The sequence below is a fragment of the Nocardia caishijiensis NBRC 108228 genome (assembly GCF_001612825.1).
Lineage (GTDB): Bacteria > Actinomycetota > Actinomycetes > Mycobacteriales > Mycobacteriaceae > Nocardia > Nocardia caishijiensis.
Window position 1 is genome coordinate 516,592 of the sequence record NZ_BDBE01000030.1, and the last position, 18,463, is coordinate 535,054.

Genomic DNA, 18,463 nt, shown 5'->3' on the forward strand with positions numbered 1-18,463 from the left:
TTCGAAAGGTAGGGACGGACGCGATAACCGGATAGTCCAGAAAGTGGACTCCCCCGGTCCAGTATCTGGACCCCGTCGGTGAGGTGATGATGACGAGCACAGCCCCCAGCTACGCCCAGTACTGCCCCATTTCGCGTGCCCTCGACGTGCTCGGTGAACGCTGGTCGCTGCTCATCGCCCGCGACCTGTTCCTCGGTACCTCCCGGTTCAACGATCTGGCCCGCGGCCTGCCCGGCCTGTCGCGCAGCCTGCTGGCCAAACGGTTGCGCCAGTTCGAACGCGCGGGCCTGGTCGACAAACTCGGCACCGAGTACGTGCTCACCGAAGCGGGCCGCGACTTGGAACCGATCCTGTTCGGCCTCGGTGAGTGGGGTGCGCGCTGGACCTTCGGCGAACCGCGCCCGGACGAACGCGACGCGGCCCTACTGGTGTGGTGGATGCACAACCGCCTCGACACCACGCAACTACCGGGTCGCCGTCAGGTGCTCGCGGTCCGGTTCACCGACGATCCGCGGCGGTTCTGGATCGTGGTCGAGGCAGGAGGGGCGTCGGTGTGCGAGACGGATCCGGGGTATCCGGTCGATGTCACGATCAGCGCCGACGTGACGGGCTTGTACGAGGTGTGGCTGGGTCGGTTGCCGTTGGCACACGCCCAGCACACCGGACGGGTGCGGTTCATCGGCCCCCACGCGGTGACCCGCCGGATGCCCGATGTGCTGCGGTTGAGCCCGGTCGCCGGGTACGTGCGCGCGACCGTCCAGCAGGCCCGAGCCTCCTGAAACCGGACTTATTACGCAAAACCGAACAAAACGTGTCTGTTATCACTCCGTGGCCCATCGTGTTGGCAACGGCCGTGACCACACCGTTATTGTTCGAGTCATGGTACGTACCGGAGCAGAGCAGACAGAACCGGACGAACCGTATGTTCCTCTCCCCCAGCAGCATCCGGCACGTCTCGAACTGGTCGACGATACCGACACCCCAGAACCCTCGGCATCATCGGACGACGGGTTCCCTCGCCTCGGCGACACCAGCTTCCTCACCGGCGCGGCCAAGCACCGCCTCGCCGCGTTCATCCACACCAAGCTCGCCGAACTCGAGGAACTGCCCTGACCCGGATTAAGCTGGGCGCGCCGTAGAACAGCGGCGACGACGCGGGCGAGGAGGGCTGCGATGAGCGAAGCGGTCGTGCTACCCGAACGGGTCCGCACCGAACTACGCCGCGGGGTACGCAGCGTCCTGATCGACACCGCCGCACTACGGCTCGTCGGTGAACGCTTCGACGACGACCAAGCAGATGCGCTACGCCGCTATCTCGAGGCGTCCCAGTCGACCAACACCCTGCGCGCGTACCGCACCGACTGGATCGCGTGGGCGGGCTGGTGCGCGAGCGAACACCGCCAGGCGCTGCCCGCCGACCCCCTGGACGTGGCGGTGTATCTGGCCGCGGCCGCCGACGCCCGCCGCGACAACGGCACATGGGCCTTCAGCCCCGCCACCCTCGACCGCAAATCCGCCGCTGTCGCCGCCGTGCACGCGGCCAACGGTCTGCCGTCCCCGACCAGATCCGACGTCGTGCGCCTCACCCTGCGTGGCATCCGGCGCACGCGCCGCACCCCACCGACCCGCAAACGCCCGGTCCTGCTGCACACCCTCGAACAGCTCCTCGCCGAACTCCCCGCCCCCGGTTGGCCCACCGAACCGGCCCGCCGCCGCGACGCCCTCGCCCTGCTGGTCGGTTTCGCCGGTGCCCTGCGACGCAGCGAACTGGCCGCCCTGCGCATCGGCGATGTCCAGGTGCGCACCGACCACCACACCGGTGAACCACTGCTGATCGTGCACCTGCCGACCACCAAAACCGACCCGACCGGCGCGGGCGAACAGCGCGTCGCCCTGCCACGCGGCAAACACCCGCACACCTGCCCCGTCTGCGCCTTCGCCGACTGGGTCCAGCTTCTCGAAAACCATTCCAGCACAGCCGCTCTGCGCGCGTGGGTCATCGCGAACCCGCTCACAGACACCACCATCCACCGCTGCCACGGCTGCACCGGAACCACCCTGAGCAGCGACCCCGACCTCCCTTTGTTCCCCGCTGTCAACCGGCACGGCACCATCGCCCCCACCGCCCTGTCCGGCCGCGCCGTCGCCGAACTGGTCAAACGCTACGCCGCCCGCGCAGGCCTCGACCCCGACCTCTTCTCCGGCCACTCCCTGCGCGCCGGTTTCGCCACCCAAGCCGCCCTCGGCGGCGCCAGCGACCGCGAAATCATGCGCCAGGGCCGCTGGTCCAACCCCCGCACCGTCCACGGTTACATCCGCACCGCCAACCCCCTCGAAGACAACGCCGTCACCAAACTCGGTCTCTGACCCGCCGACGCCCCGGCCGCGCAGCTGCTCACTTGCCCGGCCGGGCCTTCGTCATCGTGCCGTGGTCGCGCCCGAGGAGAGTATGGCCATGAGGTCTTCCGGGATCGGCATCGGCGTGAACGGGCCGACATCCGACCGGCCGTTGTTGCCCAGTGGTGCCCGCCCGGTCGCGGACGCGATGCCGCCGAAGGCGAGCCGCAGTACCTGGCCGACGACTTCGCGGCGGTCGCGGGATCGGATCGCGAGCCGGAGCATCTCCCAGTGGGCGCGCGTGTGCGGCCACGCCCACTCCTGCGACAGGATGTGGGCCCGTTCGAGCGCGTGCCACCTCTCTTCGATATCAGTGGCCAGGCGGGCGCGGTTCAGTTCGGCTTCGAACGCGGATCGGACGCCGACAGGCATGCGGGACATGGGACCTCCTGAGTTGAATTGCCTCCCAACAGCGTTGCTGTCCACGTCGACGCCTGCTTGAACAAACCTGCTACGGTCCGTCGAGTTCGTCCACCAACCGCAGCCGCCCGAAGTGCGACGGGGCAGCGCCGAACATGCTGTGGCAGACGCGGTTCAGGTGGGCGCTGTCGGCGAATCCGGCACCATGAGCGGCCTCGGTGAGGGTCCGGCCCGCGGCGAACAGCCGGACCGCGTGCTGCATCCGCACCCAACGCACGTACGCCCGGAACGGGAGTCCCACTTCGGCCGAGAACAGGTGCGCCAGTCGGCTCTCCGACAGCCCCGCCCGCTGTGCCAGTTCACCGAGCCGCACCGGGCCCTCGGCGAGGAGCGCGGGCAAATCGGCCAAGGAACGGCGCACCGCCGGGTGCCAGGCGCTACGGTCGGGCTCGGTCGCGCCGGTGACAAGGGCAGCCATCCCGATCGGGCCACAGCTGAACATCGCCCCGTGACGCACCCACACATCGACCACATCCGCACGATCGGGACACAGCACGCTCGCCACCGCCGCTTCGGGCGCCAAGTGGATCAATGTCGCCGAGGCGGTGCCCTCGACCACTCGGTGGCCGGTGTTCGGCGGAATCACCGCGGTGCGGCAGCTCGCGGTAGATCCATGTGCGTCACCGATACGGAACGCGGACTCGCTCTGCATGATCTGCACCGTGTGGTGCGCATGTAGCGCCGTGATTCCGAACTCGCCGGTCAGCACCATCAACCCGGGCCGCAGCAGCATCGTCCCGGTCCATCCGGTCATGTGTTCTGCCCAGGAACGGCCCGACGCGCTGGGCCACCGACTGCACGGTGCGAAGACTGCATGGTCGAAGTATCAGGCCAGCGCCTCCGCGTGGTGTGCCTGCTGGCGTAGATCGTTGCGGTCGAGCCAGTCGGCGATGGCGGACGCCAGCAGATCCGGCTGATCCTCGGGAGTGTGGTGACCGGCGACCTCGTCGTACTGCTGAATACGCAGGGCGGAAACGGTTTTCGCGCACCAGTCGATGACGGCGGGCTCGGTCATCGCACCGTAGGCGGGCGTGAAGTGCACCATCAGCTTCGGCACGTCCGGGCTCGACGCGAGCCATTCGTCGTACGCTTCGGCGCGGGCGACGACGTCGGTCGGCGTTCCGTCCAGCGGCATCGAGCGGGCGAAGCGCAGCACCGGAAGCCTGCTCTCCCGTGTCGGGAACGGGCGCTGATACACCGCCAGGTCGGCGGGCTCGAGCCGATCCGAGATAGTGGCGAGCCCGTCGTGGACGAACGAATCCTCGAGGAAGATGGACTCACCCACGCCGTCGGTCCGGATCGCACGCCACAGATCCCGACCGGCCTCGGGGAACTCCTCCCAGCTCATGGGCTTGATGATGGTCTCGGTGAACGCGACCCCGCGCACCCGATCCGGGTGCCGTGCCGCCCAGTCGAAGGCGAGTGCGCCACCCCAGTCGTGGCCGACCAGCACCACACTGTCCAACCCCATCGCCTCGATCCAGGCATCCAGGTAGCGCGCATGGTCGTCGAAGCTGTAGTCGATCGCGGGCTTTCCCGACTCGCCCATGCCGATCAGGTCAGGAGCGAGCAGCCGACCGGCGCCGACACCGGGCAGAACGTTGCGCCACAGGTATGAGGAGGTGGGGTTGCCGTGCAGGAACACGATCGGTGCGCCGGTGCCGGTTTCACGGTGGTGGATGGTCGAGTCGAGTACACGGGTGACAGGCATGGTGGTCCCTTCAGCGGTGGAGTCAGCGGGCGATCCCGATCGACAGAGTCGGGCAGAACCGGTTATCAGTTAGTTGCCTAACTAATTCAAGAGATTAGCGAGCACCCCGGCGCTTGTCCAGAGTTAGTTGGACAACTCACCCAGAAGGGCGGGCGGGTCCGTCAAAGCCCTGTATGCAACGAGAAGTACTCCGACTGCCGCGGCGGCTGGGCGGCGGTGGCCAGGATGCGTGCCACGTCGTCGATGTCGTCCCGCAACGGCGCGACGGTCACACGCACCGCCTGCGGCTGACCCGCCTCCTCACCCACCAGGAAAGGACCGCCCGGAGCCACCCGAATGCCGTTGGCCGCCAGATGAACCAGCGCCGAGCGTTCATCCGTCACCGGCACCCAGGCGTTGAGTCCATCCCCGTCGGCGACCGCCACGCCGTGTCGGCTCAAAGCACAGGTGAGTGCGCGTCGCCGGTCGGCGTATTCCATACGCGCTTGCGAGACAGTGCTGTTCGCAGTGTCGTCACGCAGGAGTTCGTACAGCAGACGTTGCAGGATGCGCGGTGTCCAGCCGGGACCGAGCATCCTGGTGGCGACGATGCGGTCGATCACGTCCTCGGGACCCGAGAGGGCGGCGATGCGCAGATCGGGGCCGTGGGATTTGGAGAAGCTGCGCACATGCAGCACCTGGTCGGGCAACCAGCGGCCGAGACTGATGTCCGGCGCGGCGACGATAGCCCCCGAGTGATCGTCCTCCACGACCATGCACCGATGCTCGCTGCGGCCGAGGATACGGGCGAGCGTCTCGGCGCGCTCGGCGGTCATCGACGCCCCGGTCGGATTCTGGGCGCGGGGTTGCAGAACAGCCGCGGCAGGCGAGAGCGCGAGGGCGCGGGCCAATTCGTCCGGCAGCACACCGTTCTCGTCCATCGCGACCGGCACGGCGTGCACGCCGATGGTCTCCAGATAGTCGAGGAAATGCGGAAAGGTCGGGTTCTCCACGATCACCCGATCGCCGAAGCGCACCACGGCGGCCAGGCTGCGTGCCACCGCGTCCATCGCCCCGTCGACGACGGTCAGCCCACCCGAGCCGGTCGGCCAATCGGCCTGCAGCAGACGGCCGAGCTCGGGAACCACCGGCGGCTGGTGATAATCGGTGCTCTCCGCACGCGAGGCCACCTGCGCCAGCAGCGAACCGATCTCGGGAAGTAGCGCCGGATCGGGTGTACCGAGCGACAGATCCAGCCGCGCCGCCTCGGCCCCACCAGCCATCCCGCCCGCGCGCGTCGGAGCCGCCCGCGGCACCCCGCTGACAAAAGTTCCGCTGCGCCCCCTGGACACAACGAGCCCCGCCTGGGCCAGCGCCCGCCACCCGTGGCTGACCGTCGCCGGACTCACTCCCAGCTGCGCGGACAGTTCGCGCACCGTGGGGAGCCGATCGCCCGGGCGCAATTCACCGCTGGTGATGAGCCGGGCGATCGCCCCGGCGATACCAGCGGGCGTCGGATCATCGATCCGAATCTTCTTGTCCACTTTTCCCTCGCCGTCCGCCCCTCGAGATTTACACTTCCCGGCATTGGGTGAAACATTCAAGAAATGTTTAGTACTGACGATAACATAACCCAACTCCGAGGTAGGAGATCGACCGGTGACGATCATCAAAGCAGCCATCACACAGGCCACCTGGACCGGCGACAAAGAATCAATGCTCGCCAAACATGAGAAGTTCGTCGAGCAGGCAGCCGCCGACGGTGTGCAGGTGATCTGCTTCCAAGAACTGTTCTACGGGCCGTATTTCGGCAACGTGCAGGACAAGAAGTACTACGAATACGCCGAATCGGTGCCGGGCCCGACGACCGAACGGTTCGCCGCACTCGCCCGGGAGCACAGCATCGTGATCGTGCTCCCGGTATACGAGGAAGACCAGCCCGGCGTGCTCTACAACACCGCGGCCGTGATCGACGCCGACGGCAGCTACCTCGGCAAATACCGCAAGCACCACATCCCCCACCTGCCGAGTTTCTGGGAGAAGTTCTACTTCCGCCCCGGCAATCTGGGCTATCCCGTGTTCGACACCGCCGTCGGCAGAATCGGCGTCTACATCTGCTACGACCGCCACTTCCCCGAGGGCTGGCGCGCCTACGGCCTGGCCGGTGCCGAACTCGTCTTCAACCCCTCGGCCACCAAACCCGGTCTGTCGAATCGACTCTGGGAACTCGAGCAGCCCGCCGCGGCGGCCGCCAACCAGTACTTCATCGCCGCCAACAACCGGATCGGCACCGAGAGCGACGAATTCGGCGACGACGCGGTGACCTTCTACGGCAGCTCCTATTTCGTCGATCCACGCGGCAATTACGTCGGTGAGGTCGCCTCCACCGGCACCGAGGAACTCGTGATCCGCGAAATCGACCTGGATCTGGTACGCGAGGTGCGCGGCGACTGGCAGTTCTACCGCGACCGACGCCCTGACTCCTACTCCTCGATCGTCGCGCCGTAGAACCGGAAAGGATCACCGTGGCAACAACATTGATCACCGGCGGCACCGTCGTCTCGGCCACCGGGCGCGGCGCGGCCGACCTGCTCATCGACGGTGAACGCATCGTCGCCCTCATCGAACCCGGCGCTACCGTGCTCGGCGCGAACCTCACCGAAACGGTCGACACCGTCATCGACGCGACCGGCAAGTACGTCATCCCCGGCGGCATCGACGCCCACACCCACATGTCGATGCCCTTCGGCGGCACCACCGCCGCCGACACCTTCGAAACCGGCACCCGCGCCGCCGCCTGGGGCGGCACCACCACCATCATCGACTTCGCCGTCCAGAAATTCGGCGAACGCGTCCAGGACAGCCTGCAGACCTGGCACGACATGGCCGCGGGCGAATGCGCCATCGACTACTCGTTCCACCAGATCATCGGCGACGTCAACGACGAATCCCTGCGCGCCATGCGGGAACTGCCCGGCGAAGGTATCAGCAGCTTCAAGCTGTTCATGGCCTACCCCGGCGTGTTCTACAGCGACGACGCCCAGATCCTGCGCGCCATGCAGACCGGCGCCGACACCGGCCTGCTCACCATGATGCATGCCGAGAACGGTCCCGCCATCGACGTGCTCGTCGGCCAGCTGCTCGCCCAGGGCAAGACCGACCCCTACTACCACGGCATCGCCCGCGCCTGGGAACTCGAGGAAGAGGCCACCCACCGGGCAATCATGCTCGCCAAACTCACCGGTGCGCCGCTGTACGTGGTGCACGTGTCGGCCAAGCAGGCCGTCGCCCAGCTCGCCGCCGCCCGCGATCGCGGCCAGAACGTCTTCGGCGAAACCTGCCCGCAGTACCTGTACCTGTCGCTGGAGGACCAGCTGGGCGCGCCCGGCTTCGAAGGCGCCAAGTGGGTGTGCTCCACACCCCTGCGTTCCAAGCACGACCACCACCAGGACGAAGCATGGCAGGCGTTGCGCACCAACGACCTGCAGATGGTGTCCACCGACCACTGCCCCTTCTGCATGAAGGGGCAAAAGGACATGGGCATCGGCGACTTCTCCAAGATCCCCAACGGCATCGGCTCCGTCGAACACCGCATGGACCTCATGTACCAGGGCGTGGTCGACGGCAAGATCAGCCTCGAACGGTGGGTGGAGATCACCGCCACCACGCCCGCCCGAATGTTCGGCCTCTACGGCCGCAAGGGCGTCCTCGCTCCCGGTGCCGACGCCGACGTGGTGATCTACGACCCGAACGGCCACACCTCCATCGGCGTCGAGGCCACCCACCACATGAACATGGACCACTCCGCGTGGGAGGGCTACGAGATCGACGGCCACGTCGACACCGTGCTCTCCCGAGGCAAGGTCGTCGTCGACGACAACACCTACCTCGGCCGCAAAGGCGACGGGCGTTTCGTCCGCCGCGACCCCTGCCAATACCTCACCTAGGGAGCCACCATGCAATTCGGAGCGGTCCTACAATGCGACCCGCCTGCGGCGCGCACGGTGCACCTGGCCAAGCTCGCCGAAGCACACGGCTTCAGCCACCTGTGGACCTTCGACTCCCACATCCTGTGGCAGGAACCGTACGTGCTCTACAGCCAGATCCTCAACGAGACCAAACGCATCACCGTCGGCCCTATGGTGACCAACCCCGCCACCCGCGACTGGACCGTCACCGCCTCCACCTACGCCACCCTCAACGAGGCCTACGGCAACCGCACCATCTGCGGAATCGGCCGCGGCGACTCGGCGGTCCGGGTGGGCGGCGGCAAACCGACGACCCTGGCGACCCTGCGCGAGTCCGTCCGCGTCATCAAGGAACTCGCCAACTCCCGGCCCGTCGAGGTCGACGGACGCGTGCTCCAGTTCCCGTGGAGCACCGGCTCGACCCTGGACGTGTGGGTCGCCGCCTACGGCCCCAAAGCCCTCCAGCTCACCGGCGAGGTGGCCGACGGCTTCATCCTCCAACTCGCCGACCTCGACATCGCCGAATGGATGATCCGCACCGTCAAGGACGCGGCCACCGCCGCCGGACGCGACCCCGACGCGGTCAAGATCTGCGTCGCCGCACCCATGTACATCGGCACCGACCGAGCGCACATGCGTGACCAGTGCCGCTGGTTCGGCGGCATGGTCGGCAACCACGTCGCCGACATCGTCGCCCGATACGGCGAAACCGGATCCGTCCCAGCGGCATTGACCGACTACATCGCCGGTCGCGAAGGCTACGACTACAACCAGCACGGTCGCGCGGGCAACACCCACTCATCCTTCGTCACCGACGACATCGTCGACCGATTCTGTGTCCTCGGCACCGCCGAAGACCACCTGAACAAGCTGCAGCGCCTCGCCGAACTCGGTGTCGACCAGTTCGCGGGCTATCTCCAACACGACAACAAGGAGGAGACCATGCGCGTCTACGGCGAAACCGTCATCCCCGGCATGACCCGACACATCACCGCGATGAAGGCCGCGTCATGACCGCCGCCGACACCACGACCGACCTCGACGCGCTCGCCTACCAGCTCGACCGCGATCACGTCTTCCACTCCTGGTCCGCCCAGGCCGCACTGCAACCGCTCGTCATCGCGGGCGGGCGCGGCTGCCGGGTCTGGGACCACGCGGGCCGTGAATACCTCGATCTGTCCAGCCAACTCGTCAACGTCAACATCGGCCACCAGCACCCGGCCGTCACCCGAGCCATCGCCGAGCAGGCCGCCCAACTCGCCACCGCCTCTCCCGCCACCGCGAACCTCACCAGAGGACAAGCGGCGCAACGCATCTGCGCACTCGCCCCGGCGGGGCTCGACAAGGTGTTCTTCACCAACGGCGGCGCCGACGCCGTCGAGAACGCCATCCGGATGGCCCGCCTGCACACCGGCCGCGACAAGGTGCTCTCCACCTACCGCTCCTACCACGGCAACACCGGCGCCGCCGTGGTCGCCACCGGCGACTGGCGGCGCGTACCCAACGAATTCGCCCGCGGCCACGTCCACTTCTTCGGCCCCTACCTGTACCGCAGCGAATTCTGGTCGACCACAGCCGAACAGGAATGCGAACGTGCACTGCACCACCTCGAACGGGTGATCCAGTGCGAAGGCCCCACCTCCATCGCGGCCATCCTGCTCGAAAGCCTCCCCGGCACCGCGGGCATCCTCGTGCCCCCGCCGGGCTACCTCACCGGTGTCCGCGAGATCGCCGACCGTTACGGCATCCTGCTCATTCTCGACGAGGTGATGGCGGGCTTCGGCCGCACCGGCGCCTGGTTCGCGTTCTCCCGCCACGATGTGGTGCCCGACCTCATCACCTTCGCCAAGGGCGTGAATTCCGGGTACGTACCGGTCGGCGGAGTCATCATCTCCGACACCGTCGCGCACACCTTCGACGACACCGTCTTCCCCGGCGGACTCACCTACAGCGGCCACCCCCTGGCCGCCGCATCCATCGTGGCCGCCCTCGATGCCATGGAATCCGAGGGCATCGTCGCCAACGCCGAACGGATCGGCCGCGAAACGCTCGGCCCCGCGCTACGAGCCCTCGCCGACGACTTCCCCATCATCGGCGAGGTGCGCGGCGAAGGCGTGTTCTGGGCACTCGAACTCGTCGCCGACCCACACACCCGAACCCCCGTCCCCGCCGCCACCATGGGCGCGCTCAGAACCGCTCTGCTCGAACGCGGCGTGCTCCCACTCATCGCCGACAACCGCCTGCACGTGGTGCCACCCTGCGTCATCACCGACGCCGAGGCCACCGCGGGCGTGGCCGCGATCCGCGACGCACTCGCCGGACTCTGAAGACAAGGAAAACGACCATGACACAGATTCTCGAGCACTGGATCGACGGCAAGCCCTGGCCAGGCGAATCCACCCGCACCGCACCGGTTTTCGACCCCGCCCTCGGTACGCCGCAACGTGAGGTGCGGATGGCGACCGCCACCGACGTCGGCACCGCCGTCGCCGCGGCCGTCGCCGCCCTGCCCCAGTGGCGCGACAGCTCGATCGCCACGCGCAGCCGGTTCCTGCTCACTTTCCGCGAACTGCTCAACGCCCGTAAAGACGACCTCGCCCAGATCCTCACCGCTGAACACGGCAAAGTCCTCAGCGACGCGGGCGGCGAGATCGCCCGGGGACTCGAAGTCGTCGAATTCGCCCTCGCCATGCCACAACTGCTCAAAGGCGAGTTCAGCCAGAACGTCTCCACCGATGTCGACGTGTACTCGGTGCGTGAGCCGGTGGGGGTGGTCGGGATCATCAGCCCGTTCAACTTCCCCGCCATGGTTCCGCTCTGGTTCTTCCCGATCGCCATCGCCGCGGGCAACACCGTCGTCCTCAAGCCCAGCGAGAAGGACCCCTCAGCCGCGAACTGGCTCGCCGAACTCGCCGCCGAAGCGGGCCTGCCCGCAGGCGTACTCAATGTGGTGCACGGCGACAAAGAAGCCGTCGACGCCCTGCTCGTCCACCCCGACGTGGCCGCGATCTCCTTCGTGGGCTCCACGCCGATCGCGCGCTACGTCTATCAGACCGCCGCCGCCAACGACAAACGAGTGCAGGCGCTCGGTGGGGCCAAGAACCATATGCTCGTGCTGCCCGACGCCGATCTCGACCTCGCCGCCGACGCCGCCGTCAACGCGGGCTTCGGCTCGGCGGGCGAACGCTGCATGGCGGTGAGCGCATTGCTCGCCGTCGACAGCATCGCCGACGAACTCGTCGCCAAGATCGCTGAACGCATGGGCAGATTGCGCATCGGCGACGGTCGCCGAGGCTGCGACATGGGACCGCTGATCACCCGCGAACACCGCGACAAGGTGGCCGACTACCTCGACGTGGCCGCCACCGACGGCGCCACCATCGTCGTCGACGGCCGCGAAACCACTGTCGACGGTGCGGCCGAAGGCTTCTGGCTCGGACCGACCCTGATCGACAACGTCCCGACCAGCTCCGCCGTGTACCAGGACGAGATCTTCGGCCCGGTACTCTCCGTCGTCCGGGTGGACGGCTTCGACGAGGGCATCGACCTCATCAACAGCTCCCCCTACGGCAACGGGGTCGCGATCTTCACCAACGACGGTGGGGCCGCACGGCAATTCCAGCGCCGGGTCACCGTCGGCATGATCGGCATCAACGTCCCGATCCCGGTGCCGGTGGCCTACCACAGCTTCGGCGGTCACAAGGCTTCGATCTTCGGTGACGCGAAAGCCTACGGACCGCAGGGCTTCTCGTTCTTCACCCAGGAGAAGGCGATCACGTCGCGCTGGCTCGACCCTAGCCACGGCGGCATCAACCTCGGGTTCCCCCAGCACAGTTAGCAGTAGTAGAGAGATAGTGCGATGACAGAAACACAGGTCCACGCGCCCGAGGGCGCGGGACGACACTCGCAGCTGGTCAACGACGACTTGGCGCCAACTACCAAGGACACGGCGACCTGGCGCACCTGGGACCTGTTCTGTCTCTGGATGACCTCGGCCCACAGCATCGCCAGCTACGGTTTCGCCGTCGGCATGCTCGCCCTCGGCATGACCGGCTGGCAGACCATGCTCGCCCTGTTCGCCGGTGTACTCATGCTGTGGCTCGGAAGCAACCTCGTCGGTGTCGCGGGTCAGAAGGTCGGGGTTCCGTTCCCGGTCTTCGCCCGCGCCACCTTCGGCGTTTTCGGCGCCAACATTCCCGCCCTGCTCCGCGCGCTCGTCGCGATCTTCTGGTACGGCATCCAGACCTATCTCGCGTCCACCGCGGTGATCGTGCTGGTCCTGCGGGTGTCGCCCGGCCTCGAATCGTGGACCGAACCCAGCTTCCTCGGCCTGTCCGCGCTCGGCTGGATCGCGTTCCTCGTGCTGTGGGCCGTGCAGCTCATGATCATCAGCTACGGCATGGAGATCGTGCGCAAGGCCTCCGACTTCGCCGGGCCGGTCGTGTGGATCGGCATGATCGCCCTCGCCGTGTGGATCATGAGCAAGGCCGACTGGAGCATCGACCTCGGTGCCCGAGCCGGTGAGGCGCTCACCAGCGGGCAGACCGTGTCGGCCTTCATCGGAGTCGCGTTCCTGATGGTCGCGTTCATGGCCGGACCGCTCGTCAACTACGCCGACTTCGCCCGGTTCTCACCGAGCCAGAAGGCCATCCGGCGCGGCAACGCCTGGGGCATCCCCTTCAACGAGACCGCGTTCGTCGTCCTGTCCATCATCATCTCCCTGGCCACCCTGAAGGTGTACGGGGAAGTACTGTCCGACCCGGTGGAACTGGTCGCCCACATCGACAACGACGCCATTGTCATCATCTCGGCCGTGCTGTTCGCCATCGCGACCGTCGGCATCAACGTGGTACTCAACTTCGTCTCGCCCGCCTACGACATCTCCAATGCCGCACCGAAGTACATCTCGTTCCGCACCGGCGGCGTCATCACCGCCGTCCTGTCGATCGTCGTGCTCCCCTGGAAGCTCTGGGCCAATCAGGACTTCATCGTCTACTTCCTCGGCGGCGTCGGCGCCCTGATGGGCCCGGTGTTCGGCATTCTCGTCGTCGACTACTACCTGGTCCGCAAGCAACGGACCGAAGTGCCGGAGCTCTACTCCGGCGCCGCCGACGGTGCCTACTTCTACACCCGAGGCTTCAACCCCCGAGCGCTCGCCGCGCTGCTCGTCGCGGGCGTTGTCAGCGTCGTCGTGGCTCTCGTCCCGGATTCCGCCTCGGTCACGGCCCTGTCCTGGCCCGTCGGTGCGGCGCTCGGCGCGGCCGTCATGTACGGCCTGAGTCGCAAACCCGCGCGAGCCTGAACGCGACTGTGCCCCGGCGACAGCGACTGTCGTCGGGGCACAGCTGTCAGACGATCCGGTCCAGCCGGAAGATTCGGAACTCCCGTCCCCCGGCGAGCTGATACTCCATCTCGTAACCCGGCCAGAACTCGACGACTTGATCCCAGACCCGCTTACGCTCCGCGTCGGTGATCTCCGTGACCGACACCGGGAATGCCGCGCTGCCGTTGAACCGCACCGACGCCGTGCGCGCGGCCCGCAGATTCGCCGACCAGGCCGGATGCTCGGGCTTACCCCAGTTGGAACCGACGAGGAAGAACCCGTCGCCGTCGGGAACGCACAGCAGCGAGGTCGTCCTCGGTACGCCGGACTTCCGGCCGACCACCGTCACCTCGATCGACGGCAGCCCCGCCAGATCCAGCACGCCCCACCGACCACCGGAGAAGCGGCGAACCATCCGCTCGGCGGGCAGCACCACACTCGCACCCCGCATCACCCAGGCTTGTGTTCCGAACACGCGCGCCACACGGGGCAAGGGATTCCAGACCATCTCCGAATCCTGGCTCGAGCTCAGTCGATTCACGAACCGACAGGGTGCGCTCGAGACGCATGTCACTCCCCTCCTCCTTGAAGCCGGTTTGTTCGTATGTACATGTTCGAGAGTTGGTAGATGTGTCATTGTCGAGGCAACATATAGTTAGATGCGCATATCCGCGTAATCTAATGTTATAAATGGTCGTTCGCCTCGCTGGCTGAATCGCCGGATTTCCGCCGGTCAACGTTGCACACTGGACTCCCCTCCCCCCAGCCGCCAGGAGTGCCATGCCCTCCCCCAGTCGCCGCCGGATTCTCGTCACGATCGCCCTCGTCCTCGCCTTCGCGGGCGGCACCTCCCCCACTGCCGCTCGACCACCGGCGCCCACTCACCTGGCACCCATGGGCCCCGATTTCCTCTGGGGCGTGGCCGCTTCCGGGTTCCAAGCCGAGGGCGACGCCCCGGACAGCAACTGGCGCCGCTACGCCGAATCAGGTGGCACCGAGCACCCCTATCTGAACTCCGTCGACTTCCGCCACCGCTTCCGTTCCGATATCGCCTCAGCCGCTGATCTCGGGGTGCGCGTGTACCGCATCGGCCTGGAATGGGCACGGGCGCAGCCTCGCCCCGGGGTCCGGGACGACGTGGAGCTCGCGTTCTACGACGAGGTCGTCGGCGCGATCGTCGCTGCGGGCATGCGACCGATGCTCACGCTCGATCACTGGGTCTATCCGGGCTGGGTGGCGGATCGCGGCGGCTGGCGGAACCCGCGCATCGTGGCCGACTGGCTGACGAACGCGCGGGCCCTCGTCGACCGCTTCGCCCACGCGGACCCACTGTGGGTGACGTTCAACGAACCGATGGTGTACCTGGCCAACGAACTACGCCACGGCGGCCTCGACCCGGTCGACGCATCGAGCATGATCGATCGGATCGCCCAGGCCCACAACAGCATCTACGAGCACATCCACGCCGTGCAGCCGGGAGCCATGGTCACGAGCAATGTCGCACATCTGCCTGCCGTCGACGATCCGGTCAACGGCCCACTGCTCGACCGCATCTCGGCACGCCTGGACTTCATCGGGATCGACTACTACTACAGCTTCTCCCCCGCCGACCCACGTGTCCCCGATCCGGGCAAGCTCTGGACCCTGCCGCTGCATCCCGAAGGGATCTACTACGCCCTCGAGCACTATGCCCGCCAGTTCCCCGGTCGCCCGCTCTACATCGTCGAGAACGGCATGCCCACCGAGAACGGGCTGCCACGCCCCGACGGGTACGGACGCGCGGATTCGTTGCGCGACACTGCGTATTGGCTGCAACGAGCCGTGGCCGACGGCATTCCGCTCATCGGCTACAACTACTGGAGCCTCACCGACAACTACGAATGGGGTTCCTACACACCGCGGTTCGGGCTCTACACCGTCGACGTGCTGACCGACCCGACACTCACCCGTAAGCCGACCGACGCCGTGGCGGCGTACCGGGAGATCACAGCGGCGGGCGGCGTCGGCGACACCTATCGGCCCACGCGCTCGCCGGTCCCCTGTTCGGTGGTGAGCGGGGTGACCAGTTGCACCGATCCGGTGACAGTCCCTCGGTAACAGTTCTATACCGGATCGTGTGCTTTACACTCAGGCGGTGTCGAGCGCAACGTCACGACCAACCCGCGCCGTGAGCGGCAGACAAGCCCGGTGGCAGCCGCACAACGACAGCCGCCGGGAACGGATCGTGCAGTCGGCGGTCGAGCTGATCGAGCAGGCGCCACCGGGCGTCGAGGTGCCGATCGTCCAGATCGCCGAGCACGCGGGACTCGCCAAATCCGTTGTGTACCGGCAGTTCGCGGGTCGCGACGAGCTCGACCGGCGCATCCGCAGCGACATCACCGACCGTTTCGTCGGTGATATCGAAGACGCGCTCGACATCGGTGACGGATCCATCCATCAGATCCTCGTTCGCACCGTCGACGCGGTCGTCACCTGGGTCACCGAGCATCCGCGCCTGCGCGAATTCCTGCGCACCGGACCGTCGGAGGCCGACCCCGATATCGACGCGATGAGCTCGCTGATCGCGACGCTCGCCGCATCGACCCGCGCGCTGGTCACCGGGCTGGCCGGGGTGGTCGGCGTCGCCGACGACGGCTCGGCCGACACGATGACCTTCGCGATCGTGTCGATGACCGAGGCGACGGTGACCCGCTGGGCCAACGACCCCGCGCCGGTCCTGTCGAGACAGCAGCTGATCGAGGAAGTCGCGTCCTACGCCTGGCACGTCGTCGACGGCGTCGCCCGGCGCCACGGGCTCACCCTCGACGCCGAACAACCCCTCACCACGGTGCTCAACCAACTGATGACCCACACCGACTGAGAACGACTCACGCGGCCTTGCGCGCACTCCGCTCCGGCTCGCTGCGGTACCGCGACAGCGGCCCATCGATGCCGAGCGTTTTCCACACCTGCTTGGCGATCGGGTTCATCATGCCGAGTTCGTCGGCCAGCTTGCGGACATCGCCGAAGTAGCCCGCCAGAACCCGCTGCGAATGCTCCGACTTCCAGAAGGCCTCGCGAATCACCTCGCGCGGGATGTCGAATCGTGTCGCGAACGACCGTGGCGGAGCCATGATCTCCCCGGCCAGCCAGCGCATGGCGATCGGGAACGCCACCGAACACACGCCACGATTGACCCTGCCCATTCGGCCGATGTGCGCGGCGAGGAAATCGTGGGCGAAGGAGATGTGGCGCGCCTCCTCGGCGATGTGGATCTCCATGGTGCGCACCACCATCGGCGGCAGATTCGCGCCCGCGCGCAGCATGGCCTTCTGATAATGATCGATCGGTTCCTCGCCGCCGAGGATGCCGATGAACAGAATCGTGTGCGCGTAGCCGCCCGCCACGCCGATGAACGGCGAGAGCGCCTTGAACAGTGGTCGCATGCCGGGCACGTCGACACCGATGCGGTTCACCAGTTCCTGGAACATCTGGATGTGGTTGCACTCTTCGGTCATCTCGTGCAGGCAGTACCGGAATTCGGGTGAGCCGTTCGGCAGCTTCATGATGTACTGCATCATCCCGCGGATCAGGATGCTCTCGAATGCCGCGCCGACCTTGATCGCGTTCGCGGTGCGCCACTTGCCGATCTCGATCCGCCGTTCCAGCGGCTGCTCCCGGTACCACTGCGTGGCACCGAGCGGATCGTATTCGGGCGACAACACCCAGCGCGGGTCGTTCGGGTCCAGAGCCAGTTCCGGCGAATCCCAGTCGATATCGAGGTAGGGGTCGAAATGCCGGTCGACAGACCCCTGAGACAGGGTCGCCAGGGCATCTCGGTATTCCTCGGTGATGAGTCCGCCACGGCTCGATTCGGTCAGCGTCATCGGTGCCTCCTCGGTTCGCGTCGACGCGCACGGCAGTGTCGGCCGTCACATCGTCGTACTCAGAGTAACTGAGACTCGAGGTCTCACACAACCCTGGTGGACGGCGCGTCCGAACCGAGATCGGCGATCTACTCGACCAGCAGAACCACCAGTTGACGGGCCAGTTCGGCATCGGCGGGACCGCCACGCCAGATCAGCGGCCGACGCGGATCCAGGCGGTCCAGCGCGTCGGGCAGGGAGCCGAAGACGCGGTCGGCGCGCACCACGCACACCTGCGGCATGTCCTCCGACACGGCGGGCCCGCCGTCCACCTCCAGCGCGAGCGAACCGGTCGAGGCGTCGCCCGCGACGGCGTCACGCACCACGGCGTCGCCGCTGCCTACCGACGCGGCACCGTGCACCACGGCGTGCCCCGGCGCACCTGCCCAGTGATCGAGCCATGCCGGGCCGGGTTCCACGGCGGCGAGGACGGTCCGCACGCTCATCCCGTAGAGCACATCGGCCACCGCGGCGGGCAGGCCGACGGTGTCGACCTGGCGCACCAGCGAGCCCTGCTCGCGCAGGCGCTCCACGAACCGGGTCAGCACGGCGGCGCGTTCGGCCGGGTCGACGTCGGCCGTGCGGCCCCCGGAGCGGCGAACTGTCACTCGTCGCGCGTCGTCGGGTAGGTCGAGCAGCCCGTCGCGGACGCGGCGCAAGATCTCCTCGCGAGAATTCACTCGGGCACTCCCCGTTCGTCGGCGGCACCGGTGGGCCCGCCGTTCACACATCTCTCACCCCACATACCGCAGGAATCACC

Annotated in this window: 18 protein-coding genes; 11 read left to right on the plus strand and 7 right to left on the minus strand. The window is 67.2% G+C overall.

Annotated elements, in window-relative coordinates; translation table 11 throughout:
* Window positions 1-86: 86 nt before the first annotated feature.
* The 3 genes from NC7_RS15535 (at window position 87) to NC7_RS15545 (ending at window position 2,367) form a co-directional block, all read left to right on the plus strand.
* Window positions 87-779, plus strand: coding sequence for a winged helix-turn-helix transcriptional regulator (locus NC7_RS15535; protein WP_236573457.1), 693 nt, complete (start codon window positions 87-89; stop codon window positions 777-779).
* A 100-nt stretch (window positions 780-879) separates the two neighbouring features.
* Window positions 880-1,113, plus strand: a complete 234-nt coding sequence (locus NC7_RS15540; protein ID WP_067983564.1) for a hypothetical protein — start codon at window positions 880-882, stop codon at window positions 1,111-1,113.
* A gap of 60 nt (window positions 1,114-1,173) precedes the next feature.
* Complete coding sequence (locus NC7_RS15545; RefSeq protein ID WP_067983566.1) at window positions 1,174-2,367, plus strand: site-specific integrase; 1,194 nt, start codon at window positions 1,174-1,176, stop codon at window positions 2,365-2,367.
* A 51-nt stretch (window positions 2,368-2,418) separates the two neighbouring features.
* On the opposite strand, the gene NC7_RS15550 is transcribed toward NC7_RS15545, so the two are convergent.
* The 4 genes from NC7_RS15550 to NC7_RS15565 all read right to left on the minus strand — a co-directional run bounded on the left by NC7_RS15550 (window position 2,419) and on the right by NC7_RS15565 (window position 6,051).
* A complete protein-coding gene (locus NC7_RS15550; RefSeq protein ID WP_067983567.1) occupies window positions 2,419-2,778 on the minus strand; it encodes a DUF3703 domain-containing protein in 360 nt (119 codons plus the stop codon).
* Window positions 2,779-2,848: 70 nt separating this feature from the next.
* Window positions 2,849-3,571 carry a helix-turn-helix transcriptional regulator gene (locus NC7_RS15555; RefSeq protein WP_067983568.1) on the minus strand — a complete coding sequence of 241 codons (723 nt, stop codon included), beginning with the start codon at window positions 3,569-3,571 and terminating at the stop codon, window positions 2,849-2,851.
* A gap of 72 nt (window positions 3,572-3,643) precedes the next feature.
* Complete coding sequence (locus NC7_RS15560) at window positions 3,644-4,528, minus strand: haloalkane dehalogenase (protein ID WP_067983569.1); 885 nt, start codon at window positions 4,526-4,528, stop codon at window positions 3,644-3,646.
* Window positions 4,529-4,689: 161 nt separating this feature from the next.
* Window positions 4,690-6,051 carry an aminotransferase-like domain-containing protein gene (locus NC7_RS15565; protein ID WP_067983571.1) on the minus strand — a complete coding sequence of 454 codons (1,362 nt, stop codon included), beginning with the start codon at window positions 6,049-6,051 and terminating at the stop codon, window positions 4,690-4,692.
* Window positions 6,052-6,172: 121 nt separating this feature from the next.
* Here NC7_RS15565 and NC7_RS15570 point away from each other — a divergent pair, with 121 nt between their 5' ends.
* From NC7_RS15570 to NC7_RS15595, 6 genes are read left to right on the plus strand one after another with little or no spacing between them, the layout of a single operon-like run.
* A complete protein-coding gene (locus NC7_RS15570; protein WP_174550232.1) occupies window positions 6,173-7,015 on the plus strand; it encodes a nitrilase-related carbon-nitrogen hydrolase in 843 nt (280 codons plus the stop codon).
* A 17-nt stretch (window positions 7,016-7,032) separates the two neighbouring features.
* The gene (hydA, locus tag NC7_RS15575; protein ID WP_067983575.1) at window positions 7,033-8,454 is read left to right on the plus strand and encodes a dihydropyrimidinase; all 1,422 of its coding nucleotides are present in this window, start codon (window positions 7,033-7,035) and stop codon (window positions 8,452-8,454) included.
* Between the two features lie 9 nt (window positions 8,455-8,463).
* Window positions 8,464-9,489: a TIGR03842 family LLM class F420-dependent oxidoreductase gene (locus tag NC7_RS15580; RefSeq protein WP_067983577.1), complete on the plus strand. Its 1,026-nt coding sequence runs from the start codon at window positions 8,464-8,466 to the stop codon at window positions 9,487-9,489.
* The gene (locus NC7_RS15585; RefSeq protein ID WP_067983579.1) at window positions 9,486-10,802 is read left to right on the plus strand and encodes an aspartate aminotransferase family protein; all 1,317 of its coding nucleotides are present in this window, start codon (window positions 9,486-9,488) and stop codon (window positions 10,800-10,802) included. Before NC7_RS15580 ends, NC7_RS15585 begins: the two co-directional genes overlap by 4 nt.
* A gap of 17 nt (window positions 10,803-10,819) precedes the next feature.
* Window positions 10,820-12,313 (plus strand): CoA-acylating methylmalonate-semialdehyde dehydrogenase, encoded by a 1,494-nt coding sequence (locus tag NC7_RS15590; protein ID WP_067983581.1) that lies wholly within the window; start codon window positions 10,820-10,822, stop codon window positions 12,311-12,313.
* A gap of 21 nt (window positions 12,314-12,334) precedes the next feature.
* A complete protein-coding gene (locus tag NC7_RS15595) occupies window positions 12,335-13,777 on the plus strand; it encodes an NCS1 family nucleobase:cation symporter-1 (RefSeq protein WP_067983582.1) in 1,443 nt (480 codons plus the stop codon).
* Between the two features lie 46 nt (window positions 13,778-13,823).
* Here NC7_RS15595 and NC7_RS15600 read toward each other — a convergent pair whose 3' ends face one another.
* Complete coding sequence (locus tag NC7_RS15600) at window positions 13,824-14,306, minus strand: nitroreductase family deazaflavin-dependent oxidoreductase (RefSeq protein ID WP_067983585.1); 483 nt, start codon at window positions 14,304-14,306, stop codon at window positions 13,824-13,826.
* Between the two features lie 272 nt (window positions 14,307-14,578).
* Between NC7_RS15600 and NC7_RS15605 the strand changes: the two genes are divergently transcribed.
* Both NC7_RS15605 and NC7_RS15610 read left to right on the plus strand, forming a co-directional pair.
* Window positions 14,579-15,895 carry a family 1 glycosylhydrolase gene (locus NC7_RS15605; protein ID WP_067983586.1) on the plus strand — a complete coding sequence of 439 codons (1,317 nt, stop codon included), beginning with the start codon at window positions 14,579-14,581 and terminating at the stop codon, window positions 15,893-15,895.
* Between the two features lie 37 nt (window positions 15,896-15,932).
* On the plus strand, window positions 15,933-16,658 hold the full coding sequence (locus NC7_RS15610) for a TetR/AcrR family transcriptional regulator (protein WP_236573458.1): 726 nt from the start codon (window positions 15,933-15,935) through the stop codon (window positions 16,656-16,658).
* Window positions 16,659-16,665: 7 nt separating this feature from the next.
* On the opposite strand, the gene NC7_RS15615 is transcribed toward NC7_RS15610, so the two are convergent.
* Both NC7_RS15615 and NC7_RS15620 read right to left on the minus strand, forming a co-directional pair.
* Complete coding sequence (locus tag NC7_RS15615) at window positions 16,666-17,664, minus strand: AurF N-oxygenase family protein (protein WP_067983590.1); 999 nt, start codon at window positions 17,662-17,664, stop codon at window positions 16,666-16,668.
* A gap of 128 nt (window positions 17,665-17,792) precedes the next feature.
* Window positions 17,793-18,383 (minus strand): hypothetical protein, encoded by a 591-nt coding sequence (locus NC7_RS15620; RefSeq protein WP_067983592.1) that lies wholly within the window; start codon window positions 18,381-18,383, stop codon window positions 17,793-17,795.
* Window positions 18,384-18,463: the final 80 nt, after the last annotated feature.

Excerpts from the sequence above, each read along its gene's own strand:
- NC7_RS15535 (WP_236573457.1), top strand. The coding sequence starts at position 87 with ATGATGACGAGCACAGCCCCCAGCTACGCCCAGTACTGCCCCATTTCG.
- NC7_RS15540 (WP_067983564.1), top strand. The coding sequence starts at position 880 with ATGGTACGTACCGGAGCAGAGCAGACAGAACCGGACGAACCGTATGTT.
- NC7_RS15545 (WP_067983566.1), top strand. The coding sequence starts at position 1,174 with ATGAGCGAAGCGGTCGTGCTACCCGAACGGGTCCGCACCGAACTACGC.
- NC7_RS15550 (WP_067983567.1), bottom strand. The coding sequence starts at position 2,778 with ATGTCCCGCATGCCTGTCGGCGTCCGATCCGCGTTCGAAGCCGAACTG.
- NC7_RS15555 (WP_067983568.1), bottom strand. The coding sequence starts at position 3,571 with ATGACCGGATGGACCGGGACGATGCTGCTGCGGCCCGGGTTGATGGTG.
- NC7_RS15560 (WP_067983569.1), bottom strand. The coding sequence starts at position 4,528 with ATGCCTGTCACCCGTGTACTCGACTCGACCATCCACCACCGTGAAACC.
- NC7_RS15580 (WP_067983577.1), top strand. The coding sequence starts at position 8,464 with ATGCAATTCGGAGCGGTCCTACAATGCGACCCGCCTGCGGCGCGCACG.
- NC7_RS15585 (WP_067983579.1), top strand. The coding sequence starts at position 9,486 with ATGACCGCCGCCGACACCACGACCGACCTCGACGCGCTCGCCTACCAG.
- NC7_RS15590 (WP_067983581.1), top strand. The coding sequence starts at position 10,820 with ATGACACAGATTCTCGAGCACTGGATCGACGGCAAGCCCTGGCCAGGC.
- NC7_RS15595 (WP_067983582.1), top strand. The coding sequence starts at position 12,335 with ATGACAGAAACACAGGTCCACGCGCCCGAGGGCGCGGGACGACACTCG.
- NC7_RS15600 (WP_067983585.1), bottom strand. The coding sequence starts at position 14,306 with ATGGTCTGGAATCCCTTGCCCCGTGTGGCGCGCGTGTTCGGAACACAA.
- NC7_RS15605 (WP_067983586.1), top strand. The coding sequence starts at position 14,579 with ATGCCCTCCCCCAGTCGCCGCCGGATTCTCGTCACGATCGCCCTCGTC.
- NC7_RS15615 (WP_067983590.1), bottom strand. The coding sequence starts at position 17,664 with ATGACGCTGACCGAATCGAGCCGTGGCGGACTCATCACCGAGGAATAC.